Source organism: Streptomyces sp. NBC_00483 (assembly GCF_036013745.1).
In the GTDB taxonomy this organism is placed as follows: domain Bacteria; phylum Actinomycetota; class Actinomycetes; order Streptomycetales; family Streptomycetaceae; genus Streptomyces.
In genome coordinates, this window is sequence record NZ_CP107880.1 from 2082901 (window position 1) to 2107806 (window position 24906).

At 73.0% G+C, this 24906-nt stretch carries 19 protein-coding genes and 1 pseudogene; 12 read left to right on the forward strand and 8 right to left on the reverse strand.

Translation table 11 applies throughout. From position 1 onward, the window contains the following. Positions 1-9: 9 nt before the first annotated feature. A complete protein-coding gene (locus OHA73_RS09025) occupies positions 10-933 on the reverse strand; it encodes an ABC transporter ATP-binding protein (protein ID WP_327654789.1) in 924 nt (307 codons plus the stop codon). A gap of 108 nt (positions 934-1041) precedes the next feature. On the opposite strand from OHA73_RS09025, the gene OHA73_RS09030 reads away from it, so the two are divergent. The 3 genes from OHA73_RS09030 (at position 1042) to OHA73_RS09040 (ending at position 4246) form a co-directional block, all read left to right on the forward strand. Next, positions 1042-2259, forward strand: a complete 1218-nt coding sequence (locus tag OHA73_RS09030) for a sensor histidine kinase (protein WP_327654790.1) — start codon at positions 1042-1044, stop codon at positions 2257-2259. A 48-nt stretch (positions 2260-2307) separates the two neighbouring features. Continuing rightward, a complete protein-coding gene (locus OHA73_RS09035) occupies positions 2308-2958 on the forward strand; it encodes a response regulator (protein WP_267071264.1) in 651 nt (216 codons plus the stop codon). 130 nt (positions 2959-3088) lie between these two features. Continuing rightward, positions 3089-4246 (forward strand): ROK family protein, encoded by a 1158-nt coding sequence (locus OHA73_RS09040; protein WP_266722223.1) that lies wholly within the window; start codon positions 3089-3091, stop codon positions 4244-4246. 113 nt (positions 4247-4359) lie between these two features. Here the strand turns inward: OHA73_RS09040 and OHA73_RS09045 are convergent, their stop codons facing one another. Both OHA73_RS09045 and sigJ read right to left on the reverse strand, forming a co-directional pair. Then, on the reverse strand, positions 4360-5121 hold the full coding sequence (locus OHA73_RS09045) for a GntR family transcriptional regulator (protein WP_327654791.1): 762 nt from the start codon (positions 5119-5121) through the stop codon (positions 4360-4362). A gap of 225 nt (positions 5122-5346) precedes the next feature. Then, a complete protein-coding gene (gene sigJ / locus OHA73_RS09050) occupies positions 5347-6228 on the reverse strand; it encodes an RNA polymerase sigma factor SigJ (protein WP_327654792.1) in 882 nt (293 codons plus the stop codon). Between the two features lie 158 nt (positions 6229-6386). Between sigJ and OHA73_RS09055 the strand changes: the two genes are divergently transcribed. After that, on the forward strand, positions 6387-7217 hold the full coding sequence (locus tag OHA73_RS09055; protein ID WP_327654793.1) for an alpha/beta fold hydrolase: 831 nt from the start codon (positions 6387-6389) through the stop codon (positions 7215-7217). 60 nt (positions 7218-7277) lie between these two features. Here the strand turns inward: OHA73_RS09055 and OHA73_RS09060 are convergent. Further along, positions 7278-8114, reverse strand: a pseudogene (locus OHA73_RS09060) (DMT family transporter); the annotation flags it as partial. A 115-nt stretch (positions 8115-8229) separates the two neighbouring features. Between OHA73_RS09060 and pdxR the strand changes: the two are divergent. From pdxR to OHA73_RS09075, 3 genes are all read left to right on the forward strand, one after another. Next, on the forward strand, positions 8230-9669 hold the full coding sequence (gene pdxR, locus OHA73_RS09065; protein ID WP_327654794.1) for a MocR-like pyridoxine biosynthesis transcription factor PdxR: 1440 nt from the start codon (positions 8230-8232) through the stop codon (positions 9667-9669). Between the two features lie 125 nt (positions 9670-9794). Further along, entirely contained in the window at positions 9795-11375 is a 1581-nt protein-coding gene (locus tag OHA73_RS09070) for an alkaline phosphatase D family protein (RefSeq protein WP_327654795.1), read from the forward strand. 101 nt (positions 11376-11476) lie between these two features. After that, a complete protein-coding gene (locus tag OHA73_RS09075; RefSeq protein WP_327654796.1) occupies positions 11477-12790 on the forward strand; it encodes a GNAT family N-acetyltransferase in 1314 nt (437 codons plus the stop codon). On the opposite strand, the gene OHA73_RS09080 is transcribed toward OHA73_RS09075, so the two are convergent. After that, positions 12678-13967 (reverse strand): trans-sulfuration enzyme family protein, encoded by a 1290-nt coding sequence (locus OHA73_RS09080; protein ID WP_327654797.1) that lies wholly within the window; start codon positions 13965-13967, stop codon positions 12678-12680. The genes OHA73_RS09075 and OHA73_RS09080 overlap by 113 nt on opposite strands. 51 nt (positions 13968-14018) lie before the next feature. Here OHA73_RS09080 and OHA73_RS09085 point away from each other — a divergent pair, with 51 nt between their 5' ends. After that, positions 14019-14516 (forward strand): Lrp/AsnC family transcriptional regulator, encoded by a 498-nt coding sequence (locus tag OHA73_RS09085; protein ID WP_266722207.1) that lies wholly within the window; start codon positions 14019-14021, stop codon positions 14514-14516. A gap of 20 nt (positions 14517-14536) precedes the next feature. Next, on the forward strand, positions 14537-16225 hold the full coding sequence (locus OHA73_RS09090; protein ID WP_327654798.1) for a DUF885 domain-containing protein: 1689 nt from the start codon (positions 14537-14539) through the stop codon (positions 16223-16225). Positions 16226-16228: 3 nt separating this feature from the next. Here OHA73_RS09090 and OHA73_RS09095 read toward each other — a convergent pair whose 3' ends face one another. Next, on the reverse strand, positions 16229-17080 hold the full coding sequence (locus tag OHA73_RS09095) for an SDR family oxidoreductase (protein WP_327654799.1): 852 nt from the start codon (positions 17078-17080) through the stop codon (positions 16229-16231). 63 nt (positions 17081-17143) lie between these two features. On the opposite strand from OHA73_RS09095, the gene OHA73_RS09100 reads away from it, so the two are divergent. The 3 genes from OHA73_RS09100 to OHA73_RS09110 all read left to right on the forward strand — a co-directional run bounded on the left by OHA73_RS09100 (position 17144) and on the right by OHA73_RS09110 (position 20513). Next, positions 17144-17593, forward strand: a complete 450-nt coding sequence (locus OHA73_RS09100; RefSeq protein ID WP_327654800.1) for a hypothetical protein — start codon at positions 17144-17146, stop codon at positions 17591-17593. A gap of 243 nt (positions 17594-17836) precedes the next feature. Beyond that, positions 17837-19387 carry a PP2C family protein-serine/threonine phosphatase gene (locus OHA73_RS09105; protein WP_267071253.1) on the forward strand — a complete coding sequence of 517 codons (1551 nt, stop codon included), beginning with the start codon at positions 17837-17839 and terminating at the stop codon, positions 19385-19387. 28 nt (positions 19388-19415) lie between these two features. Beyond that, on the forward strand, positions 19416-20513 hold the full coding sequence (locus tag OHA73_RS09110) for a cobalamin B12-binding domain-containing protein (RefSeq protein WP_327654801.1): 1098 nt from the start codon (positions 19416-19418) through the stop codon (positions 20511-20513). Positions 20514-20535: 22 nt separating this feature from the next. Here OHA73_RS09110 and OHA73_RS09115 read toward each other — a convergent pair whose 3' ends face one another. Continuing rightward, complete coding sequence (locus OHA73_RS09115; protein WP_327654802.1) at positions 20536-23694, reverse strand: SMC family ATPase; 3159 nt, start codon at positions 23692-23694, stop codon at positions 20536-20538. Next, entirely contained in the window at positions 23691-24857 is a 1167-nt protein-coding gene (locus OHA73_RS09120) for an exonuclease SbcCD subunit D (protein ID WP_327654803.1), read from the reverse strand. The genes OHA73_RS09115 and OHA73_RS09120 overlap by 4 nt, the downstream gene beginning before the upstream one ends. Positions 24858-24906 lie beyond the last annotated feature (49 nt).

The following is a 24906-nucleotide window of genomic DNA, read 5'->3' on the forward strand; positions in this document are numbered from 1 at the left end:
GGTCATGGGTCAGGCCTCCTGGAGGGGCGCGGCGGCGAACTCGGCGTCGTTCGCGGTGAGGGCGAGGTAGGCCTGCTCCAACGAGGCCTGTTCGTCGGCGAGTTCGAGGACGGGGACGCCCTCGGCGGCGGCGAGCGCGCCCACGTCGGCGGCGGTGACGCCCTCCACGTCGCAGCGGCCGTCGTCGGCGAGCGTCACCGTGTGTCCCGCACGCACGAGTGCGGCGCGCAGGCGGGCGGGGTCCGTGGAGCGCACCCGTACGCGGCGTGCGCTGTGCGCGGCGATGAAGTCCGGCATCGGGGTGTCGGCGAGGAGCCGCCCGCGGCCGAGGACGACGAGGTGGTCGGCGAAGGTCGCGGTCTCGTTCATGAGGTGGCTGGAGACCAGCACGGTGCGTCCGGCGCGCGCGAGGTCGCGCATCAACTCCCGGATCCAGATGATGCCTTCGGGGTCGAGGCCGTTGGACGGCTCGTCGAGCAGCACCACTTCGGGGTCGCCGAGGAGCGCCGCCGCGATGCCGAGCCGCTGTCGCATGCCGAGCGAGAACGTCTTGACGCGCTTCTTCGCGACGGTGGCGATCCCGGCCTGCTCAAGCACTTCGTCGACCCGCTTCACCGGAATCCGGTTGCTGACGGCGAGCGCCCGCAGGTGCTCCCGCGCGGTGCGGGAGCCGTGCGCCGCCTGCGGGTCGAGCAGGGCGCCCACGACGCGCAGCGGTTCGTCGTACGTGGCGTACGGGCGGCGCCCGACGAGCGCGGTCCCGGAGGTGGGGCGGTCGAGGCCGAGGGCGAGGCGCATCGTGGTGGACTTGCCGGCGCCGTTCGGGCCGAGGAAGCCGGTGACGCGGCCGGGTCCGACCTGGAAGGTCAGCCCGTCCACGGCACGCGTCGTCCCGTACTCCTTGGTGAGGTCCTGGACGTCGATACTGGTCATGACCTCAGAATCGTCCGCGCCAGGGGGCTCGGGCCTCCCCCGCCCGTGGAATTCGCCTCCCCCGTGCGGGGGAGCCGTCGGGCGCGGGGCGGCTGGCACGATGACGGTATGCCCCGCTTCCTGAGGCCGCTCGCGCGCGCGGTCACCTACACCCGCTGGCTGCATCTGCTGTGCTCGTCGGTGATCGCCTTCGTGTTCGCGATGGTCTACCCGGGGCTCTCCTCTCCCTCCGTGGGTGCCTGGGTGCTCATCTACGTGATACCCGCACCGCTGCTCCTGGTGCTCGGCGCGATTCCGGTGATGCGGCGTTCGGAGGGGCTGCAGGCGCGGATGATGCTGTTTCCCGGGAAGCACGCGCGCGTGGCCGGCACTGGTGCGGAGCGTGAGATCTCGGTCGCGCCCTCGGCATCGTGGCGGGACCGCGGCAGGACGTCGGGCTGGCTGGTGTTCCGGCTGTTCCTGGGGCTGTCGGTCGCCCTGTTCTCGGGTCAACTGTTCGCGCTGGCCTTGGAGTTGACGGGCGCGGCCATGGGTGAGCGAGTCGACGAGCTGTCGGTGCTGCCCGTGCCGGAGGCGCCCTGGTTGTGCGCGGCGGCGATCCCCTTCGCCCTGCTCTTCCTGGTGTACGTGGTGGCGGGCGCGGGGTGGCTGACGGCCCGCACGGCCCTGGTGCTCCTCGGCCCGTCCGGGGCCGAGCGGCTCGCCGCCCTGGAGGAGCGCACCGAGCAGCTCCTTGAGCGCAACCGCATCGCCCGCGAACTGCACGACTCCATCGGCCACGCGCTCACCGTCGCCGTCGTGCAGGCGGGTGCGGCGCGGGCGGCGGGCGATCCGGCGTTCACGGACCGGGCCCTCGGTGCCATCGAGGAGACCGGCCGGGCCGCCCTGGAGGATCTGGAGCGGGTGCTGCTGGTGCTGCGCGAGGCGGAGCAGCCGGCGGGCAGCCGCCCCACCCTCCAGGAGGCGGACCGGCTGCTCGACTCGGCGCGGGCCTCCGGGGCGAAGGTGGAGGTGACGGTGTCGGGCCCGCTGGAGACGGTGCCGGGGCCGGTGTCCCGCGAGGGCTACCGCATCCTTCAGGAAGCGCTCACGAACGTGCTGCGGCACTGCGGAACCGTGCCGGTCACCGTGACCCTCCAGGTCGCGGACAAGAACCTCGTCCTGGAGGTGCGCAATCCGCTGCCGCCGGAACGCGGGTCCGGACATGGCGGCACGGGAAGCGGCCTGCGCGGCATCCGGGAGCGTGCGGCGCTGCTCGGCGGGCATGCCCGGACGGGCCCGGTCCACGACGAGTGGCAGGTTCACGTCGAACTGCCGGTCGCGTGATCCAGGACCTGGCGACAAGATCCGCCGGAGAGGCCCTAGTCTGGCGGCGTGCCGCTCACAGTTCTGCTCGTAGACGACGAACCGCTGGTCCGCGCGGGCCTGCGCGCGGTGCTCGAAGCGCAGCCGGACATCACGGTGGTGGGCGAGGCCGCGGACGGCGCGGCGGTCGTGCCCCTGGTCCGCGAGCTGCGACCCGACGTGGTCGCGATGGACGTCCGGATGCCGCTGCTCGACGGGATCGAGGCCACGCGCGCGGTGCTGCGCGGCGCGGAGCGGCCACCCAAGATCCTCGTGATCACCACGTTCGAGAACGACGAGTACGTGTACGGGGCGCTGCGCGCGGGCGCCGACGGCTTCCTCCTGAAGCGGGCACGCCCCGAGGAGATCGTGCACGCGGTGCGCCTCGTCGCGGCGGGTGAGTCGCTCCTGTTCCCGGCCGCGGTCCGCAAGTTGGCGGCGGAGTACGGGAGTTCGGTGGCCCGTGCGGCCCTGGAGCGCGCGGCGCTGACCGAACGCGAGGAGCAGGTGCTGCGGCTCATGGCGCGCGGCCTGTCGAACGCGGAGATCGCCACGGACCTGGTCGTCGGCACCGAGACGGTCAAGTCCCACGTGAGCGCGGTGCTGACGAAGCTGGGCGCGCGGGACCGGACGCAGGCCGTGATCGCGGCGTACGAGTCGGGGTTCGTGGCACCGAGTTGAGGCCCGACCTGCACCGTTCCGGGCGCGCGCGGCTGAGCAACGTACGTCACAGAGGTGCACCCGACTCTCGCCGGTATCGGTGGCTGCGGGTACCATCCGGCGAACACGCGCGACTGCGGGGAGGACGACGGTGGGGCGGCTGACCGGCGGGGATCCCTCTCTGCTCAGGCGGATCAATTCCGCGGTGGTGCTGCACGCGCTGCGTTCCACAGATTTCGCGACGCTCACCGAGGTCACCCGCGTCACCGGTCTGTCGCGGCCCACCGTGGAGGGCGTCGTCGAAGGGCTCATCGTGGGCGGGCTCGTCGTGGAGACCACGGTCGAGGAGCCGGGCGCGCGGCGGCAGGGCCGGCCCGCGCGCAAGTTCCGCTTCCGGGCCGAGGCCGGGCATCTGCTCGGCCTGGAGATCGGCGCGCACCGGGTGACCGCGGTGCTCTCGGCGCTCGACGGCAGGGTGCTCGGTTCGGCGTCCAAGGAGGTCGAAGAGACCGCGTCGGTGGACGAGCGACTCGAAAAACTGCGCGGCACCGTCGCCGATCTGCTGCGCCGCGCGGGCGTGGCCCGTGGCTCGCTGTGGGCGGTCGGCGTCGGCAGCCCGGGGATCGTGCAGGCGGACGGGACGGTGCGGCTCGGCACCGCGCTGCCGGGCTGGACCGGGCTTCCGCTCGGCGAGCGGCTGCGGCGCTCCTTCAAGTGCCCGGTCCTCGTGGAGAACGACGCGAACGCGGCGGCCGTGGCCGAGCACTGGCAGGGCGCCGGGGCGGACACCGACGACATGGTGTTCGTCCTCGCGGGCCTCAGCCCCGGGGCCGGCGCCCTGATCGGCGGCCGCCTGCACCGTGGCTTCGGGGGCGCAGCCGGGGAGATCGGCGCGCTGCACCTGCTGGGCCGCGAGGTGCGGCCCGAGACGCTGCTGTCCACCACGGGCGAGCCGCTGCACCCGCTGGACGAGCTCGCCGTGGCGCATGTGTTCACGCTGGCGCGCGAGGGCGACGACCGGGCGTCCGCCGCGGTCGAGCGGTTCCTTCAGCGGCTCGTGCACGATGTCGCGGCGCTGGTGCTCGCGCTCGATCCGGAACTGGTCGTCGTGGGCGGCTGGGCCGCGGGGCTCGACGGCGTGCTCGAACCGCTGCGGCGGGAGCTCGAGCGCTACTGTCTGCGGCCCCCGCGGGTGGCGTTGTCGACGCTGGGCGAGGCGGCGGTGGCCACGGGGGCGTTGCGGCTCGCGCTCGACCACGTGGAAGAGGAACTCTTCGCTACGGAGAGCACGGTTACGGCCCGCCGGTAGGCACCGGCGGGCGGCGTACCGCAGCCCGCATCTTTACGAAGTCCGAGCCTTACGAAGCTCGAGCCCTACGAAGCCCGACCCTTACGAAGCCCGAGCCCTACGAAGCCCGCCTCTTACGAAGCCCGCGTCTGCGGAGCGTGGTGGATCTCCACGCCCGCCGTGTCACCGAAGGTGAGCCGGCAGGTGTCCGCGCGGTAGGTCGCCACCGAAACGGCGGCGGTCGTGCCGCGGCTGAAGTAGCGGGTCGTGACGACGAGGACCGGGGCGCCGGGCAGCCGGTCGAGTTCCTTCGCGTCGTCGGCGCGCGCCGAGCCCAGCTCGACCGCGCGGTCCTCCCCGTCGAGCCCGAGGCGCTGCAGCTCCCGCACGACCGCACGCGCGCGTGCGGCGCCGGACGCGGCGTCGATGGCCGTCAGGTCGGGGGCCGAGCCCACGGGAACGTACAGCAGCTCGGCGGCGACCGGCTGGCCGTGCGAGACCCGCGTGCGGCGCAGGACGTGCACCTCGGTGTCCTGCGCGGCCTCCAGAGCTGCGGCGACGGCGCCCGGCGGAACCTCGAACGTGGAGTCGACGGCCTGCCACGCGTCCGCGCTGCCACCGGGCCAGTCCCGGTCGTTCGACGCGACGGCGACGCCCATGCGGGGCGGCGCGACCGTGGTGCCGACGCCGCGGCGGCGCTGCAGCCGGCCTTCCAGCTCCAGCTGCTCCAGGGCCTGGCGGAGTGTGGCGCGGGCGACGCCGAAGCGGGCCGCGAGGTCCCGCTCGTTCGGCAGGATCTCGCCCACCGCGAACTCGGAGTCGAGCGCATCGGTCAGCACGGTCTTCAGGTGCCAGTACTTCGGCTCCGGAGCCGCTTCCAACTGCGTGGTCCCCACCCTGTCCTCCGCAACAGCCGCGCCCTGGCAGGTTTTTATCGCCCTTGTTTATTAAAGGTTCCTGCCTTATCCCTGCGAGCGTAGGACTGCTCTCGGAACTTGGTCAATACCAATCGGCCTCCGGTTCTCACAGGGCGGAACGCGGCGCACACAAGGCGGAACGCGGAAGGCCCGCCCCCGTTTGCGTAACGGGAGCGGGCCTTGACCAGGTGTGCGGAGCGGCGGCTAGCCGAGCGCCGCGAGCTTGTCCGGGTTGCGCACGATGTAGATCTGCTGGATCCGGCCTTCGCCCAGGCCGAGTTGGAGGACGGCGTCCGGCTTGCCGTTCACGGTGACGAGCACGCCGAGCGTTCCGTTGAACTCCACGAGGTGCAGCTCGAAGCCCTCCGCACCGCCCTGCCGCACGGCGCCCTGCACGAACCGGCCCACCTTGTCGGCGCTCTCGATGACCCGCAGCGGCGCCCTGGCCTTGCCGCCGCTGTCGCCCACGAGCTGGGCGTCCGGGGCGAGCATGGCCATCAGCCCGTCGAGGTCGCCCTCGGTGGCGGCGGCCAGGAAGCGCTCGGTGAGGTCGCGCTGCTGGACCGGGTCGACGTCGAAGCGGGGCCGGCGCTCGTCCACGTGCTTACGCGCGCGTGCCGCGAGTTGCCGCACGGCGGCCTCGCCGCGCTCCAGCGTGCCGGCGATCTCCGCGTAGGACAGACCGAAGGCCTCCCGCAGCACGAACACCGCGCGCTCCAGCGGCGAGAGTGACTCCAGGACGACGAGCACCGCGAGCGACACGGAGTCGGCGAGCACGGCCTGCTCGGCGGTGTCGGGCACCGTGGGCCCGAAGTCGGTGACGAGCGGCTCGGGCAGCCACGGCCCCACGTAGGACTCGCGGCGCGACTGGGCCTGTCGCAGCCGGTCGATGGCGAGCCGGGTGGTGATGCGCACCAAGTAGGCGCGCGGTTCGCGGACGTCGGCCCGGTCCGCGCGGGACCAGCGCAGCCAGGCGTCCTGTACGACGTCCTCCGCGTCGGCGACCCGGCCCAGCATGCGGTAGGCCACGCCCATGAGGACTGGGCGGTGCTCTTCGAAGTCATCGATCTCTGTGTCGGTGGCCACCCGTCCATCCCATAGGACGCTTCGGGCGCTGTCCAGCGGGCGCCCCGCCACTTCGGTTGGGCTGTGCCACTTGAACTGCGGGCTACTGACCGGTAATTGTTGCTGACAAGGAGTCTAGGGAGACCGTCGCGGCGCGGCGGGGACAGGGAGCGAGCGACATGGTGACAGAGGCGTCCTTCAGCATCGAGAGCGCCGGAGGGACCCACACCGTGCGCCTCGCGTACGAACGCACGGGCACCGGTGAGCCGCTGCTTCTGCTGCACGGGATCGGGCACCACTGGGAGGCCTGGCAGCCGGTGCTGCCGATCCTCGCGGCGGAGCGGGACGTGATCGCGGTGGATCTGCCGGGATTCGGGAGGTCGCCCGCGCTGCCGGCCGGGCTCGCGTACGACCTGGCGGGCGTGGTCCCCGTCCTCGACGCGTTCTGCCGCCACATAGGGGTCGAGCGGCCGCATGTGGCGGGGAACTCGCTGGGCGGGCTGCTCGCCCTCGACCTCGGCCGGGAGAAGCTCGTACGGTCCGTCACGGCGCTCTCCCCCGCCGGGTTCTGGACCGGGGCCGAGCGGCGCTACGCGTTCGGGACGCTGCTCGCGATGCGGGCGGGCGCGCGGGCCATGCCGGTGCCGGTGATCGAGCGGCTCTCCCGCTCCGCGGCGGGGCGCGCGGCGCTCACCAGCACCATCTACGCGCGGCCCGGCCGCCGTTCACCCGAGGCGGTCGTCGCGGAGACGCTGGCCCTGCGGGAGGCCACCGGGTTCCGGGAGACCCTGGAGGCCGGTCGTGCGGTGCTGTTCCAGGACGACATCCAGGAGCTGCCGGTCACGATCGCGTGGGGCACCAGCGACCGCATCCTCGTGCGCCGCCAGGGCATCCGCGCCAAGCACGTCATCCCGCAGGCCCGCCTGATCAAGCTTCCCGGCTGCGGGCACGTCCCGATGAACGACGACCCGGCGCTCGTCTCGCGGGTGATCCTCGACGGGAGCCGGTGAGGCGGCAGCCGCTGACGTACGGGACAGCCGGCCGAACACACCCGAGCCCAGAGCGACACCGGCGGCGACGAGCACGCTGCCCGCGCCCTGGGCGACGCCGTACGTCCCGGAGCCGACCAGCGGCGCGGTGCAGGCCGCCGCGACGGGGATGAGCCCCGAGAACAGCGTGGCCCGCTCGGCGCCGATCCGCTGCATACCCATGTACCAGCACACGAAGCCGACGACCGTGACGACCACGGCCTGCCAGGCCAGGGCGGCGAACTCGGCGCCGTCCGGCCTGCGCAGCCAGGAACCGCCGTCCACGACGATCCCCACGACGGCGGCCTCCAGTGCGGCGATTCCGCACACCGTGCAGGCCAGCAGCCGGGGGCCGAGCGGGCGCAGCACCGGCACGGCGAGCACCGCGAAGCCGACCTCGCCCGCGAGGGCGCATACGGAGAAGGCGATTCCGGCGACGTCCGTACGCCCCCATCCCTGGACCGTCAGGGCCCCGGCCGCCACGAGCAACGCCCCGTACAGCACGGCCCGTTGTGGCTGTGCCCTGCTCAACAGAGGCATCAGTACGGCGACCACGACGGGCGCGCATCCTACGAAGACGCCGGGTACCGCGGGTTCGGCGGAGCGTTCCGCGGCGAGGACCGCGAGGTTGAAGCCGACCATGCCGACGGCGGCGAGCAGCGCGAGCCGGCCCCACTGGCGCGGCGTGAGCCGCCGCAGCGGGCGCAGGCCGCCCTTCCCGAGCAGCGGCAGGAGCAGCAGGCACGCGACGGCGTAGCGGATGAACTGGCCGCCTGCGTACGGGTAGTGGCCCAGGACGCTGTTGGCGGTGAAGGAGCCGCCCACGAGGACGCAGGCGAGGGTGGCGAGCAGGGAGCCTCGGAGTGAAGTGGCGTTCATGAAGGCGACGTTAGGGACGGTGGGTGGTCCGTCACGAGGTCCATTCGCGCGGCCGTATCGGGGACCAATCACGGACCGGTCACGGACACCCGGGAGGCCACCGTAGGGTCCCGGTATGACACAGCCGCCCGTCCCTGGAAGCCGCGAATCACCCACCCCCGCCTGGGAGTTGCTGCTGCCTGCGTCGTCCGCCCCGGCACGCGCGCGTGGTCGCGCCTTGCAGTCCACGCTGCGGGACGCGGTGCGTTCGGGGCGGCTCGCACCCGACACCCGGTTGCCGTCGAGCCGGGACCTGGCCCGGGACCTCGGGGTGTCGCGGGGCCTGGTCACGGAGGCGTACGAGCAGTTGACCGCCGAGGGGTATCTGCGCGCCGGGCGGGGTGCAGGGACATGGGTGGGTGAGGCGGCGCGGGCGGCCGCGCCGGGCGCGAGCGACCTGGCGCCACGCCCTTCGACCGGCGCCCGGGCCGACTTCGTCGCGGGAACCCCTGACCTGTCGCTGTTCCCGCGCGCGGCGTGGTCGGCGGCGCAGCGCGCGGTGCTCCTCGACCTTCCGCACCACACCCTCGGCTACCCGGACCCGCGCGGCCTCCCCCGCCTGCGTACGGCCCTCGCCGAGCTGCTCGTCCGGCGGCGCGGCGTGGTGGCGGACCCGGAGCGGATCATCGTGTGTTCCGGGGTGACGCAGGCGGTGACGCTGCTCGGCATCGTGCTCCGCGCGCGGGGGCAGCACGCCATCGGTGTGGAGAACCCAGGCAGCCCGCAGTTCGAGGACCTGTTCGCGACGGTGGGCTCGCGGGCGGTGCGCCTTCCGATGGACGAGGAGGGGCTCGCCATGGGTCCTCTGCGGGAGTCCGGGGTCCGCACGGTGATCACCACTCCGTCGCACCACTTCCCGTCGGGCATCGCGTACTCGGCGCCCCGCAGGACCCAACTCCTCTCCTGGGCCAGGCGGGTGGGCGGCCTGATCGTGGAGGACGACTACGACGGGGACTTCCGCTACGACCGCGCACCCGTGGGCGCGCTGCAAGGGCTCGACCCCGAGCACGTCGCGTACACCGGGTCGGTGAGCAAGTCGCTTGCGCCGGGGCTGCGGCTCGGCTGGCTGATCGTGCCGGACGCGCTGACCGACGACGTCGTCGCGCGCAAGCGCTACATGGACCTCGGTAATCCGGCCCTCGACCAGGCGGTGCTCGCCCGCTTCGTCGAGCGCGGCGATTACGACCGCCACCTGCGCCGCTGCCAACGCGCGTACAAGGAACGCCGCGACGCCCTGGTGGCGGCACTGCACGAGCACCTGCCCGGCACCGAGGTCTCCGGCATCGCGGCGGGCCTGCACGCCATCGCCACGCTCCCCGACCGCTTCGGCCCGCACCAGGAACTCCTGGACCTCTTCTCGACCGCCGGGGTGTCCGTCCGCCCGCTCGGCCACTACGGCGGCGGCGCGGACGGCGGCCTGTCCCTGGTGATCGGCTACGCGCATCTGTCCCCGGCCCGCATCACCGAAGGGGTACGCCTCATGGCACAGGCCGCCCTGCGCGCCAGGTTCCCTTGATGGTGGGGGCAGTTGTTCACTGGGGGTTCGCGTGTGCGCCGTGGCACGGCAGTAAGAGTGGCAGCGCGGCGCCGCGCGCAGGCCATGGCACCGCACTGTCGTCGAGACCGTCACTGGAGGCGTCCATGTCAGACCGTCCGCAAACTTCCGAGCCCGGCCGCCGCGGGGTGCTGCGCGGCGCGCTCGCCACGTCGGCGGCGCTGGCCCTGCCGGCGATCGGCGGGGCCGCCGCGCCCGCGTTCGCGCTCTCCGGGCGTCCGAAGGCGGGCTGGGGTGTCCAGGCAGGTGACGTGGGCGCGCACTCGGGCCTCGTGTGGGTGCGCTCCGACCGGCCCGCGCGGATGGTCGTGGAGACCTCGCCCACCGAGTCGTTCAAGAAGGTCACCAGATGGCGGGGGCCGCTGATCGGCCCCGACACCGACTTCACCGGGACGACCCGGCTGCGCGGCCTGCCGCCCGGCGAGCAGATCCACTACCGCGTGCGGCTCGCCGACCCGGACGACCCGCGGCGCACCGGCGAGCCCGTCGAGGGGACCTTCCGTACGGCGTCCGTGTCGCGCCGGGACGGGGTGCGGTTCCTGTGGTCCGGCGACATCGCCGGGCAGGGCTGGGGCATCAACCCGGACCGTGGCGGCTACCGCGTGTACGAGGACATGCGCGCCCTCGACCCGGACTTCTTCCTGTGCAGCGGCGACAACATCTACGCCGACGGCCCGATCCTGCCCAGCGTGACGCTGCCGGACGGGCGGGTGTGGCGCAATGTGACCACCGAGGAGAAGTCCAAGGTCGCCGAGACGCTGGACGAGTTCCGTGGCGCGTTCCGCTACAACCTGCTCGACGAGAACCTGCTGCGCTTCAACGCCCAGATCCCCACGATCACGCAGTGGGACGACCACGAGGTGCACAACAACTGGTACCCCGGCCAGATCCTCAGCGACGAGCGCTACACCGAGAAGAACGTCGACGTGCTGTCGGCCCGCTCGCTGCGCGCGTTCAGCGAGTACTTCCCGGTCTCCACGCTGCCGCCGGGTGATGCCGACGGGAGGGTGTACCGGGTGCTGCGGCAGGGGCCGCTGCTCGATGTGTTCGTGCTCGACATGCGTACGTATCGGAACGCGAACTCGCCGGGGCGGCAGACCGACGACACCACCGGGATTCTCGGAGCCGAGCAACTCGCCTGGCTGAAGTGGGAGTTGTCGCGCTCGCGCGCCGTGTGGAAGGTGATCGCCTCCGACATGCCGCTGGGCCTCGTCGTCCCGGACGGCACGAACTTCGAAGCGGTGGCGCAGGGCGACCCCGGCGCGCCGCTCGGGCGTGAACTTCAGCTCGCCGAGCTGCTGCGGCACATCAAGCACGAGCGGATCACCGGCACCCTGTGGCTGACGACCGATGTGCACTACACGTCCGCGCAGCACTACGAGCCGTCGAGTGCCGCGTTCAAGGACTTCGAGCCGTTCTGGGAGTTCGTGTCGGGGCCGCTCGCGGCGGGCGGGTTCAAGGCGCTGAAGCTGGACGGGACGTTCGGCCCGCGGCAGGTCTTCATCAAGGCGCCGGACCGGAACAACACCTCGCCGGCCGAGACCCCGCCGTACTTCGGGGAGGTCGAGATCGACGGCGGCAGCGGGGAACTCACCGTACGGCTGCGGCAGGAGGGCGGCAACGTGCTGTTCTCGCAGACGTTGCAGCCGGGACGGGTGGGGCAGTGACCCCTGCGCCACTCAGCACCCAAAAACAGACATAAGCACGCTTAACCCGCCGGTCACAAAGCGTTTGTGATCACGCAACACCGGTCCTGCACAGTGGATGCATGACTAACGAGACGCATGTTGTCGCTGTTGTCCTGTGCTGTGCCGCGGTCCTGCTCGCCACGTCCGCCGCCGGGTTCCGATTGCTCTGGTCACGACGCCAGGAGCACGCGCCACCCACGGCGGATACCGGCGCCCGGCCGCCCGCCTCTCCGGAGGCCGCGGCCGGGCCGCTCGACCCGGCGAGCAGCACGCTGTGGCGGATGCGGACGACCGTGCGGGACGAGCCGGGGTCGCTGGCCGCGCTGTGCACGGTCCTCGCCCACGAGCGAGTCGACATCCTGAGCCTGCAGACTCACCCGCTCGCCGACGGCACCGTCGACGAGTTCCTGCTGCGGACGCCCGAGGAGCTGACCTCGGGCGCGCTGACCGAGGCCGTCGCGGGCGCGGGCGGCGCCGACACCTGGGTCGAGCGGGCGGACGCCCACGACCTGGTGGACGCCCCCACCCGCATCCTCGGCCTCGCCACCCGCACGGCGCTCGACGCCGCCGAACTCCCGCTCACCCTGCGCCAGTTGCTGGGCCGCTGCACGATCAGGTCGCTGCCGGCGAAGGCGGTCTCCGCCTCCGGGGGCGCGCCGGTCGAGGGCGGCTTCGACGACACCGTGCTGCGGCTTCGCACCCCGGAGGGCGGGGTCATCGCGGTGGAGCGGCCGTATCTGCCGTTCACGCCCACCGAGTTCGCGCGTGCCCGCGCCCTCGTGGAGCTGGACACTCGGCTCGGCCCGCGGGTGCCGAACGGCGAGGACGTCCTGACGCTGCCCGAGGGCAACGACATCACGGTGCGGCGCGCCGACATCGGCGACCTGGACCTGTCGAGGGCGATGCACGAGCGGTGCTCCCAGGCCACGCTGGCCCGCCGGTACCACGGGCCGGTCGCCGACGCGGACCGCTATCTGAACCACCTGCTCAGCCCCCGCTACGGCCGCACCCTCGCCGCGCAGACCGCATCCGGCCGGATAGTCGCCCTCGGCCATCTGCTGTGGGACGGCGACGAGACCGAGATCGCGCTGCTCGTGGAGGACGACTGGCAGCGCCGCGGCATCGGCGCCGAACTCCTCGGCCGCCTGGTCGCGATGGCGGTCGAGGCGGGCTGCGCCAGCGTGTACGCGGTGACGCAGTCGGCCAACACGGGCATGGTCGCGGCGATGCGCGGCCTCGGCCTGCCCCTCGACTACCAGATCGAGGAGGGCACGTTGGTGATCACCGCCCGGCTCGATGCGGCACCGGTGGCGTCCCTGCTTCCGTCCGCGCTTCCGTCCGCACTTCCGTCCGCGCACGAGGACGAGTACGAGCGGGCCGAGCAGCACGGCTGACCGGCTGGGCGGGCCCGGCTCCGGCGCCCAGCGCCCGGTCCAGGTCCGCCCACAGGTCCTCGACGTCCTCCAGGCCGACCGAGAGCCGCAGCAGCCGGTCGCCGACGCCCGCCGCCCTGCGGTCGTCGGCGGCGACCACGCGGTGGCTGATCGAGGCCGGGTGCTGGATCAGTGAGTCGACGCTGCCGAGGCTGACCGCCGGGGTGATCAGTTCGACCCCGGCGGTCACCGCGTGCGGGTCGCCCGCGACCTCGAAGGCGGCCATGGCGCCGCCGATCCGCGGATAGTGGACGCGGGTGACGCGCGGGTCTCCTGCGAGCCGCCGGACGAGCTCCGCGGCCGTCGCGGACGCGGCCCGCACCCGTACCGGCAGGGTCGACAGGCCGCGCAGCAGCAGATAGCCGGCGAGCGGGTGCAGCACCCCGCCGGTCGCGAACCGCACCTTGCGCAGCTCCCGCGCGAACGCCTCGTCGCAGGCCACGACGCCGCCGAGGACGTCCCCGTGTCCGCCGATGTACTTCGTGGCGCTGTGCAGGACGAGCCGGGTCCCGCTCTGCGCGGGCCGCTGCAGCACGGGTGTCGCGAACGTGTTGTCGACGAGCAGCGGCACCGAGCCGCAGGCGTGCGCGACGGCCGCGAGATCGACCTCCACGAGCGTCGGGTTGGCGGGCGACTCCACCAGGACGAGGCCGGTGTCGGGCCGTATCGCGTCGGCGATCCCCGCGGGGTCGACCCACGTCACCTCCGAGCCGAGCGCGCCCGCCGTCAGCAGGTGGTCGCTGCATCCGTACAGCGGGCGGACCGCGACGACATGGCGCAGGCCCGCCGCGACGCGTACGAGGAGCACGGCCGTCAGCGCCGCCATGCCGCTCGCGAACGCGACCGCGCTGTCCGTGCCTTCGAGGCGCGCGAGGGCGGTCTCGAAACGGGCGACGGTCGGGTTGCCGAGGCGGCCGTAGACGGGCGGCCCGCCGTCGAGGGCGCCGTCGGCGGCGAACGCGTCGACGCGGGCCGCCTCCGCGCGAGTGTCGGCGGACGGGTAGGTGGTGGACAGGTCGAGGGGCGGGGCGTGCAGTCCGAGCGCGGCGAGGTCGTCGCGGCCCGCGTGCACGGCCTCGGTGGCGAAGGCGCGGGTGCGGGCCCCGCTCGTGTCCCAGTGCGTATCCATGGTCGGCATCCTGAACAACGGGCGGGATTCGTGGTTCAACTCCCGTGCTACGTTCGGCAGATGACCGACTCCGTCGTACTCGATCCGGTCGACCTGGACATACTGCGGCTGCTGCAGAACGACGCCCGCACCACGTACCGGGATCTGGCGGCGCAGGTCGGTGTCGCGCCCTCCACCTGCCTGGACCGGGTGAACAGGCTGCGGCGCGGCGGCGTGATCCTCGGGCATGTGCTGCGGCTCGACCCGGCGAAGCTGGGGCGCGGCCTGGAGGCGCTGCTGTCGGTGCAGGTGCGTCCGCACCGCAGGGAGCTCGTCGGGCCGTTCGTGGAGCGGGTCCGGGCCCTGCCCGAGGCGCGCACCGTGTTCCATCTGACCGGCCCCGACGACTACTTGGTGCACGTCGCCGTCCATGACATGGCGGACCTTCAGCGGCTCGTGCTCGATTCCTTCACAGCGCGCCCCGAAGTGGCCCGCGTCGAGACCCGTTTGATCTTCCAGCAGTGGGAGTGCGGGCCACTGCTTCCGCCCGCGGCGAATCATGGTGACGCGACCCCCTGACTCGTACGAGGATGTGTCGCATGCCACACATCCCGAGCTCTCAGCACTCCGCAGCCCTACTGCCCCGGCAGATCGCCGATGCCTACGTCGACGCGATGGTCGACCTCGACCCCGTGGAGGGCACCTTCCTGGGCGTCCGGGAGGCCCACAGCAAGCTGCCCGACCTGTCCCCCGCCGGCCTCACCGCCGTCGCGGACCTCGCCCGCGAGACCCTCGCGAAGCTCGACGACGCGGAGCGCGCGCCCGGCGCCGACAGCGACGTCGAGCGGCGCTGCGCCCGGCTGCTGCGCGAGCGCCTGACCGCCTCGCTCGCGGTGCACGAGGCGGACGAGCACCTGCGCGAGGTCTCCAACCTCGGCTCGCCGATCCACAACGCCCGCGAGGTGTTCACCGTCACCCCGACCGACACGGACGAGGACTGGGCGGCGATCGCCGAGCGGCTGCGCGCGGTGCCCGCGGCGTTCGCCGGCTACCGGGAGACGCTCGCGCTCGGCCTGGACCGGAAGCTGCACGCGGCGCCGCGGCCGACGGAGACCTTCATCGGCCAACTCGCCGAGTGGCAGGGCTGGTTCGAGGACTTCGCGGCCGCGGGCCCCGAGTCTCTGCGCGCCGAGCTGACCGAGGCGGCGCGCACCGCGGACGCCGCGACGGTCGAGCTGCGCGACTGGATGCGGGACGTGTACGCGCCCGCCGTCGAGGGCGCGCCGAACGTGGTGGGCCGCGAACGCTACGCGCGTTGGTCGCGCTACTACAACGGCACGGACCTCGACCTGGACGAGGCGTACGCGTACGGCTGGAGCGAGTTCCACCGGCTGCTCGCCGAGATGCGCACGGAAGCCGAGAAGATCCTGCCCGGCGCCGAGACGCCCTGGGTGGCGCTCGCGCACCTCGACGAGCACGGGCGGCACATCGAGGGCGTCGACGAGGTGCGGCAGTGGCTGCAGAATCTGATGGACGAGGCCATCGGCGCGCTCGACGGCACCCACTTCGAACTCGCCGACCGGGTACGGCAGGTGGAGTCCTGCATCGCGCCCGCCGGCAGCGCCGCCGCGCCGTACTACACACCCCCGTCGGAGGACTTCTCGCGCCCCGGCCGCACCTGGCTGCCGACGATGGGCCTGACCCGCTTCCCCGTCTACGACCTGGTGTCGACGTGGTACCATGAGGGCGTCCCCGGCCATCACCTCCAGCTCGCGCAGTGGGCACACGTCGCCGGTGACCTGTCCCGCTACCAGGCGACGCTCGGCATCGTCTCCGCGAACGCGGAGGGCTGGGCGCTGTACGCGGAGCGGCTGATGGACGAACTGGGCTTCCTCACGGACGCGGAGACCCGGATCGGTTACCTGGACGCGCAGATGATGCGGGCCTGCCGGGTCATCGTCGACATCGGCATGCACCTGGAACTGGAGATCCCGGCGGACTCGCCGTTCCACCCCGGCGAGCGCTGGACCCCCGAGCTGGCGCAGGAGTTCTTCGGCGCGCACAGCAGCCGTCCCGCGGACTTCGTGGAGAGCGAGCTGACCCGGTACCTGTCGATCCCCGGCCAGGCGATCGGCTACAAGCTGGGCGAACGGGCGTGGCTGCTCGGCCGGGCGGGCGCGCAGGCCGCGCACGGGGACGCCTTCGACGCGAAGGCGTGGCACATGGCGGCGCTGTCGCAGGGGTCGCTGGGGCTCGACGACTTGGTGGACGAGCTCTCCAAGTTGTGACTCTCAGGAGGTTCGCCGGAAGCCGCCCTCCGAGCCGATGACCTGCCCGGTGATCCACGCGGCCTCGTCCGTGGCCAGCCACGCGATGAGCCGCGCCGGGTCATCGGGCATCCCCCACCGCTTGGCGGGAAACAGTTCGGCGATGGATTCGTACGCCTCGCCATCGAGGTAATCCGTGTCAACGGGCCCCGGGTTGACGGTGTTCACGGTCACGAACTGCGGGGCGAGGGTGGTGGCGAGCGAGCGGGTGATCGACGCGAGCGCGCCCTTCTGCAGGGCGTACGCGATCTCGCCGGGCATGCCGTCGGCGATGTCCTGACCGGAGGTCATCATGAAGACGCGGCCGCCTTCCTGGGGCTCCTCGGCCGTCGCCCGGTGCCGGGCGAAGGCCTGGACGAGCAGCACCACGGAACGGGCGTCGACGGCCCAGTGGGCGTCCAGCATGGCGGCGTCGATGGTGTCGAGCGTGCCGTCGCCGCCGCTGAGGGCGTGGTTGGCGACGACGATGTCGAGCCGTCCGCCGAGCGCTTCGGCGGCGTCCTGGATCAGGCGCGCGGGGGCGTCGGCTTCGGTGAGATCCGCCGGTCCGTGCGCCACGACGGCATCCGGCACGCCACGCACGGCCCGCACCGCGTCGGCCACCTCGGCGGGCCGGTCCGCGCCCCACGGCATGGCCTCGTCGTGCGCCACGTGGTGGTGCAGATACACGCCCGCCCCGTACGCGGCGAGCCTGCGGGCCACGGCGAACCCGATGCCACCGCGCCGGCTCGCACCGGTGACCAGGGCGGTGCGGCCGCGCAGCGGGAGGGGGTCACGGCGGAGTTCGGTGGACGTGGGGTGAGGCTGTTTCGGCATGCCATGGATCATGCCCGACAGCGCCCTCCCGCCTCCTGTGAATTACGCGCCTATCCTGCCCTCATGGAGACCGCCCGCCCGCCCTTCATCGACGAGCACGGGATCGTGGTCGCCGCGCCCGCCGAACGCGTATGGCCCGCGCTGGCCACAGAGTTCGGGGGGAGCAGCGGCCGACTCTTCGACCTGTACGCGCGGTTCATCGGCGCGAAGCCGCTGCGGTCCAGCGGGGCGCCGCTCACCGAGGGCTCGACGCTGCCGGGCTTCGCCGTGGTGGAGGCGGTCACCGGACGCTCGGCGCGCCTGGTCGGACGGCATCTGTACTCGCGCTACGAGTTGACCTTCGACCTGGCCGAGCGCCCCGGCGGCACCCTGGTGCGCGCCCGTACGTACGCGGCGTTTCCCGGCCCGCTCGGGTGCGTCTACCGGCTTCTGGTGATCGACTCGGGTGCGCATCGGGTGCTGATGGTCCGCCGGTTGGCCGCGCTCGGCAGGCGCGCCGAGCGTGCCCGCTGACCGCCGTACGTCGACGCGCAGGCGCAGGGCGCATTCTTCAGCACCCCGGTTGGGATATCACCGATACGGGAAAAGTACGGACAGTAGTCATATGCCGTCGGTAACGTAACCGTCTCCTGCCTTCGCAGTGGACGGATGGCGGGGTCCGTACGAGCGTGTCCCAGATCGATGACCTCCTTGCCAGAGCAGAGAAACTCATGCGGTGCGGGGCCCGCCGCGCAGCCCTGCGCCCCGTATCCAGTGGTGACAGTCGGCGCGGACGGCATCGTGCTGTCCCACAACGACCAGGCCGGGGCGCTGCTGGCGCAGGTCGGCGTCGGTGTCGCGTTCGGCAAGGTCGCGCCCGCTTGGCTGGCCGAGGCACACATACGGCGCACCGGGGGTACGGGAGAGACGCTGTCGACCTGGGCGAGCGGCCGGATCGACGGCCACCACGTGAAGGCGCTCCCCGGCCCGGACGTGGACGGCGCGGTGACCTGGTGGCTGGTCAGTGACCGTGCCCAGGCGGGCGTGGAGCAGGAGTTGGTGCGCGAGCGGGCGAAAGCGCATCTGCTGCAGGAACTCTCTTCCGACCTGCTCGCCTCGTTGAACGTCGAGCACCTTACGGCGGTGATCGTGGAACGGGCGGCGCGGCATCTGGCGGACGCGGCCGTCGTCGTCGGGACGGACGACGGACACGGCTTCCCCGTGACGCGGTGCACCGCCGACGGGACGTTGACCCGGGAGCGGATCGCCCTGGATCCCGGGCAACTGCCGGGCCTGGCAGAGGTGTTGACGGGACTTCCCGCGGTGCCCTCCCAGTGGATCGATCCCCACCAGGTGCCGTCCTGGGCCCTTCCCTTCGGTTTCGTGGACGACGCCGCCGACATCGGTTCCGTCGCCGTGGTGCCGCTGCCGGGTCACGGCGCGCCGGCCGGGGGCCTCATCCTGCTGCGCCGCCGCCAGGAAGCGGTGTTCACTCCCGCCGAGGAGTCCTTCGCCCAGTTCTTCGCCGCACGCGCCGGCGCCGCACTGTCCACGGCCCGCTGGTACGCCGGACAGGCCCACACCACGGAAGTCCTGATGCGCGAACTGCTGCCACCCGCGCTCGACCGTGTGCACGGCATCTGCTTCTCCGGCCGCTACCGCGCTTCCGTGGCGGGCGAACGCGTCGGTGGCGACTTCTACGACCTGTTCCCCGCCGATACGCCGGAGGCCGAGACCGTCGCGGTGCTGGGAGACGTGTGCGGCAAAGGGCTGGAGGCCGCGGTCACAGCGGGCCGGGTTCGTCACGTGCTTCAGGCGCTGGTGCCGTTCGCCGCCGACCACACCCGCGTGCTCACCCTGCTCAACAAGGCACTCCTGTCCGCGAACCGGACCCCGTTCGTGACGCTGGTCCTGGCCACCGCCGTCCGCCGGGGCGCGTACGTACGGCTGCGCATCTCGAGCGCGGGCCATCCCGCTCCGCTCGTCGTGCGCACCACCGGCCGTGTCGAGGAGGCCCCGACCCACGGCACACTCATCGGCGCGTTCGCGGACATCGAGCTCACGACCGCCGAGGTCACCCTGAACCCGGGCGAGACCTGCCTGCTGTACTCCGACGGGATCACCGAGGCGCGCGGCGGACCGCTGGGCGACACGATGTTCGGCGAGGACAGGCTGCGCACCGTGTTGAGCCAGTGCGCCGGAATGCCGCCCGAAGTGGTCGCCGAACGCGTGCAGATGGTCGCCTCCCAGTGGGTGGGAGAGCGCCGGCACGACGACATGGCCGTCCTGGCGATCGGCGCGCACCACGACAACGTCCGACAACCGTGAACGAGTCACCCCGGAAAAGGTGAACCGCATGACCGACACCATGAGCCCGAACTCCCTGGCCGAGCCGCGTGAGCAACTGTGGCGGGCGGTCGGTGACGGTGACGAGACGCGCGCGGTCACGCTGGTGCGTCGTCTGCTCGACACGGCAGAGCCTGAGCGGACGTCGTCCACCACGGACGGTTCGGCCGCCGCCGCACAGCTGCGTGCCGCGGGTGAGCGGGTCCTGCTCGAACTGATCGCGCCGACTCAGGAGCGGATCGGCCTGGCCTGGGCGGCCAATGACATCACGGTGGCGCAGGAGCACGCCGCGACGGCCATCAGCGAGCGGTGCGCCGCGGCCGTCGCCGACGCCACCGTCCCCGCCCTCAGGGACGCGCCGAAGGGAAGGGTCCTGGTGGCGTGCGTCGACGGCGAGTGGCACTCCCTGCCCGCACGACTGGTCGGCGAGGTGCTGCGGCTGCGGGGCTGGCGCGTCGACTACCTCGGCGCCCAGGTCCCCACCGAGCATCTGGTCGCCCACATGCACCACACCCGTACTCAGGCGGTGCTGCTGTCCTCGTCCATCCCGACGCTGCTGCCCGGCGCCCACAACGCGATCAACTCCTGCCAGGCCGCCGGCGTTCCGGTACTCGCCGGCGGGCGGGCGTTCGGTCCGCAGGGCCGCTACGCCCGGCTGATGCGGGCCGAGTGGGCCGAGGATGCGGCCGGCGCGGCCGACCTGCTCGACCGGAGCCCGGCGCAGCCCGGTGCGCACGCGGCCCGCCTGCCCGCTGTGGACCTGCCGCATCTGGACGACCAGGAGTACAGCATGGTCCACCGCACGAAACCGCAGTTGGTCAAGCAGGCCCTCGCCGACGTCGAGACGGGCTTTCCCGAGATGCGCCAGTACAGCGCGTACCAGCGGGAGCGCACCGTCGAGGACATCCACCACATCGTCAGTTACCTCGCCACCGCCCTCTACGTCGACGACCCCGACCTCTTCACCGGGTTCATCACGTGGACCGCGGACATTCTGACCGCCCGTGGCGTTCCGGCGCGGTGCCTGCTCCCCGCTCTGGACTCACTCCTCAACCAACTCAAGGACTTCCCCCGCACCAGCGCCATCCTCACCGCGGCCCACGGCTAGGGTCTGTCGTTTGGATCAGGCCCTAGGACGCTCCCGTGGTCCCGCGCTGACGCACCACCGACCCCTCGCGTCCCTTCACGACCTCCAACTGCGCGTGCACCCGACGCCGCAGATCGCCGACGTGGCTCACGATGCCGACGCTGCGGTCCCGCTCGCGCAGGGAGTCGAGGACGTCGAGGACCTCGTCGAGGGTCTGGTCGTCGAGGCTGCCGAAGCCCTCGTCGATGAAGAGGGTGTCGAGGCGGACGCCGCCCGCCTCGTCCGTGACGACGTCCGCGAGGCCGAGCGCCAGGGCGAGCGAGGCGAAGAAGGTCTCACCGCCGGAGAGCGTCGCCGTGTCGCGCTCGCGGCCCGTCCACGCGTCGACGACGTGCAGGCCGAGGCCCGAACGGCCGCGCCCCGCAAGGGAGTCGGAGTGCACCAGGGTGTAGCGGCCCGAGGACATGCGGCGCAGGCGTGCGGTCGCGGCGGCCGCCACCTGCTCCAGGCGGGCGGCCAGCACATACGACTCCAGGCGCATCTTGCGCTCGTTGTCGGCGGCGGTACCGGCCGCGAGGGAGGCGAGCCGGGCCACCCGGTCGTATGTCTCCCGCAGCGGGCCGAGGCGGCGGGCCTCGGTGGCGACGCGGCGCGAGAGCCGGTCGAGTTCGGCGCAGCGCCGCTGGGCCGCGTCGCGCGCGGATCCGGCCGTCCGTACGCGCGCGTCGGCAGCCTGCGCGGCGGCCCGGGCCGCGGCGACGTCGGCCGCGGGCCTCTGGGCGGCCTCTGCGGTGTCCTCTTCGGCGAGCACCGCGCGTACGGCGGCCTCCTCCGACTGCCGGGCGTCCAGGCGGTGTTGGAGTTCCCGGTGGTGCGCGTCGTCGAGCAGCGCGGCGGCCGCGGCCTCCGGCGTGTCGAACCCGGCCCGGAACGCCGCGTCGGCGAGTCGCGCGTCCGATTCCTTGAGGCGCCGCGCCGTGTCCTCGACGGCGCGCGCCGCGTCGGCCGCCTCCGTGAGCAGCGCGCCCTGCCGCTCCAACTGCTCCGCGCGCGCCTCGACGCTCTCGGCCGCGCCCCGCGCCTTCACCAACTCCCGCTCCAGGCCTGCCTGTTCACGGTCCATGGCGTCACGCAGCGAGGTACGGGCTGCGGTGCGCTGCGCGGCCTCCTGGCGGGCGGCGATGCGGCGGTCGCGCTCGCCATCGGCGCGGGCGAGGGTCTCTCGGGCGGGATGCGCGGTGGACGCGAGGGCGTGCGCCTCGGCGTGTCGCTCCGCCAATTCGCGGGCGGTCCCGGCGAGTTGCGCGGCCGGAGCCTCCCCAGCCGCGGCCTTCGCCGCCGCCAGTTCCTCCCGTACGTCGCCCAGGGCGCGCTCGGCCCGGGTGCGGCGCTCGTCGGCGGCGCGGTAGGCGGCGAGCGCGGACTCCTCGGCGGCCCGGTCGACGTGCCCCTCGGACTTCCGCATGGGCGCGGGGTGTTCGCTGGCGCCGCACACCGTGCAGGGCTCGCCGTCGACGAGGGCCTCGGCGAGTTCGGCGGCGACGTCGCGCAGCCGCTGCTCCTTCAGGCCGAGCCAGTGCTCGTGGGCGGTCGCCGACTGCTCGCGGGCCCGCAGCGCGTCGGCGTCGGCGGTCTCGGCGCGCTCGGCCAGCCGGTCGCGCTCGACGGCGGCGCGGGCCTGCTTGCGGGCCGGTTCCAGTTGTCCCGCGAGGTGTTCGGCGCGGGTGGCGGCCTCCTGGGCCTCGTCGACCTTGGCCTGGAGGTCGGCGCGGCGGGCCTCCCAGCCGTCGAGCCAGCCTTCGGTGTCGGCGAGCAGGTCGGTGTCGGCGCGCTCCTCGCGGTCGAGGTCGGTGCGCTCCTTGGTGAGCTCCCCGAGCCGCCGCTCGGCCCGCCGCGCCGCGTCGAGCCCACCGAGCTCTTGAACGACACGCCGGGCGGCTTCGGTGAGCGCTTCCGGCGAGGTCGGGATGTCGGTGTCGGTGCCGGTGTCAGTCTCGGTGTCGGCATCGACGTCGGAGCCGGCAGCGGCATCGGCATCGGCATCGGCATCGGCATCGGCAACAGCCGCGTACGGCTCCCCCGAGCCGAAGTCGCCGACGCCCGAGGCGCCTGGCCACGCCGCCCGCAGCTCCCGCCGGGCCCGACCGTCCTCCGCCAACGCCTCCCGGTGCGCCGCCTCCGACTCGTCCCGGAGGGCCAGCGCCGGCTCCACCGTCGCCGCCTTGCGGGCGCGGTCCATCCGATCCTGGAGCGCGCGGTGTTCCCCGGCCCGCTCCTCCAGGGCCGCCTCCCGCTCGCGGGCCTGCGCGAAGCGAAGTTGCAGGCGGTGGGTCTCCGTCACGTCGGACAGGTCGTGCTGCGCCGCGATCCGCGCCGACTCGGCCGCGTCCAGGGCGAGATGGGCGTGCGTGAAGTGTTCGCGCGCGGTCGAGCGGGCCGTGGCCGCCCAGGTCAGTACGGCGTCCGCGATGCCGGGGTCGCCCGGTGTCGCGTCGACGGGGTCCAGCTCCACGACGTTCCCCGCCGCCTGCTGCATACGGTGGGCGTCGGCCAGCAACTCCGAGTCACCGGCGGCCACTTGCTTCTGCGCCGCCTTGCGGTCCTCGGCGAGCCGCTGCTCCACCGCGGCGAACCGGTGCGTGTCGAAGAGCCGGCCGAGCAGCTTGCCGCGGGCCTCCGCGTCGGCCCGCAGGAAGCGCGCGAAGTCGCCCTGCGGGAGGAGGACCACCTGGCAGAACTGGTCCTTGCTCATGCCGAGCAGCTGCGTGATCTCCTCGCCGATCTCCTGGTGGGAGCGGCTGAGGTCCTTCCACTTCGCCGCCACGGCGTCGTACTCGCGCAGCCAGCTCTGCGCCTTCTCCGTGGTGAAACCCGTGCCGCGCTTCTTGGGGCGGGCGAACGGCGGCTGCCGGGTGATCTCCAGGCGGCGGCCCGCGACGGTCAGGTCGAGGGACACTTCGGTGCGCACGCCCGCCTCGGCGTGGTCGCTGCGCAGGTTCTGCCCCTGGCCGCTGCCGCTCTGCCGGGCGCCGGGCACGGACCCGTACAGCGCGTAGCAGACCGCGTCGAGGACGGAGGTCTTGCCCGCGCCTGTCGGCCCGTGGAGGAGGAAGAGGCCCGCCGCCGACAGGTCGTCGAAGTCGACCTTCTGCGTGGCGCCGAAGGGGCCGAACGCGGTGATCGTGAGTGTGTGCAGCCTCACCTGGCCACCTCGCGTACGACGTCGTCCGCGCGTACGGCGTCGAACGCGGCCCGCAGCACCACCCGCTCGCTCTCGTCGGGCCCTGCGCCCCGGACGTGGGTCACGAAGTCCTCCGCGATCTCGTGGTCGTCGCGCCCCTTGAGGCGCTCGGCGTAGCTGGCGTCCGGCTCCTCGTCGTCCGTGCGCCGCGGGTCGAAGAGCAGGCTGAGGGTGTGCGGGAACCGGTCGGCGAGGCGGGCCATCGGATCGTCCGGCCGGATCGCGTCCGTGAGCGTCGCCTCCACCCACGACTCCTCGTGCCGGGCGAGGTCCGGGTCGGCGAGGAGGTCCTCGAGGTCGCCGCGGAGGCGGACCAGCGGACGCGGCACCGGGCAGTCGAGGCGCTCGGCGGTGACCGCGCCCTCGGCGTCGAGGTCGATCAGCCACATGCTCTTGCGGTGGTCCGCCTCCGAGAACGAGTACGGCAGCGGGGAGCCCGAGTAGCGGACCCGGTCGCTGATGACCTGGCTGCCGTGCAGGTGCCCGAGCGCCACGTAGTCCGCCCCGTCGAAGACACCGGACGGGACCGCGGAGACGCCGCCCACCGTGATGTCCCGCTCGCTGTCACTGGGCGCGCCGCCGGACACGAAGGCATGCGCGAGGACGACGGACCTGGTGCCGGCCGGGCGCGCGGCGAGGTCGGCCCGCACCCGCTCCATGGCGGCGGCGAGCACCTGCTCGTGCCCGGCCCTCGCCACTCCGAACTCGTCCTTCACCAGGGCCGGTTCGAGGTAGGGAAGTCCGTAGAACGCGACGTCGCCGTGTGCGTCCGGCAGCACGATCGGCTCGCCGCACCGGGCCGGTGCCGTCCGCAGGTGGATGCCGGCCCGGCCGATGAGGCCCGCGCCGACGCCGAGGCGGCGGGCCGAGTCGTGGTTCCCGGAGATCATCACGGTGGGCACGCCGAGCTCGGCGAGGCGGTGCAGGGCGTCGTCGTACAGCTCCACGGCGGCGAGCGGCGGGACCGCGCGGTCGTACACGTCACCCGACACGACCACGGCGTCGACGCCGCGCTCGCGGGCGGTGTCGACGAGGTGGGCGATGAAGGCGGCCTGGGCGTCGAGCATGTTCACGCGGTGGAACGAGCGACCCAGGTGCCAGTCGGATGTGTGGAGCAGCCTCATGACACACGAGGCTAACGGGTGGGTCTGACATGGCGGGTGGTTATGCCCG

Excerpts from the sequence above, each read along its gene's own strand:
- OHA73_RS09025 (WP_327654789.1), bottom strand. The coding sequence starts at position 933 with ATGACCAGTATCGACGTCCAGGACCTCACCAAGGAGTACGGGACGACG.
- OHA73_RS09030 (WP_327654790.1), top strand. The coding sequence starts at position 1,042 with ATGCCCCGCTTCCTGAGGCCGCTCGCGCGCGCGGTCACCTACACCCGC.
- OHA73_RS09055 (WP_327654793.1), top strand. The coding sequence starts at position 6,387 with ATGGTGACAGAGGCGTCCTTCAGCATCGAGAGCGCCGGAGGGACCCAC.
- pdxR (WP_327654794.1), top strand. The coding sequence starts at position 8,230 with ATGACACAGCCGCCCGTCCCTGGAAGCCGCGAATCACCCACCCCCGCC.
- OHA73_RS09070 (WP_327654795.1), top strand. The coding sequence starts at position 9,795 with ATGTCAGACCGTCCGCAAACTTCCGAGCCCGGCCGCCGCGGGGTGCTG.
- OHA73_RS09075 (WP_327654796.1), top strand. The coding sequence starts at position 11,477 with ATGACTAACGAGACGCATGTTGTCGCTGTTGTCCTGTGCTGTGCCGCG.
- OHA73_RS09080 (WP_327654797.1), bottom strand. The coding sequence starts at position 13,967 with ATGCCGACCATGGATACGCACTGGGACACGAGCGGGGCCCGCACCCGC.
- OHA73_RS09085 (WP_266722207.1), top strand. The coding sequence starts at position 14,019 with ATGACCGACTCCGTCGTACTCGATCCGGTCGACCTGGACATACTGCGG.
- OHA73_RS09090 (WP_327654798.1), top strand. The coding sequence starts at position 14,537 with ATGCCACACATCCCGAGCTCTCAGCACTCCGCAGCCCTACTGCCCCGG.
- OHA73_RS09095 (WP_327654799.1), bottom strand. The coding sequence starts at position 17,080 with ATGCCGAAACAGCCTCACCCCACGTCCACCGAACTCCGCCGTGACCCC.
- OHA73_RS09100 (WP_327654800.1), top strand. The coding sequence starts at position 17,144 with ATGGAGACCGCCCGCCCGCCCTTCATCGACGAGCACGGGATCGTGGTC.
- OHA73_RS09110 (WP_327654801.1), top strand. The coding sequence starts at position 19,416 with ATGACCGACACCATGAGCCCGAACTCCCTGGCCGAGCCGCGTGAGCAA.
- OHA73_RS09120 (WP_327654803.1), bottom strand. The coding sequence starts at position 24,857 with ATGAGGCTGCTCCACACATCCGACTGGCACCTGGGTCGCTCGTTCCAC.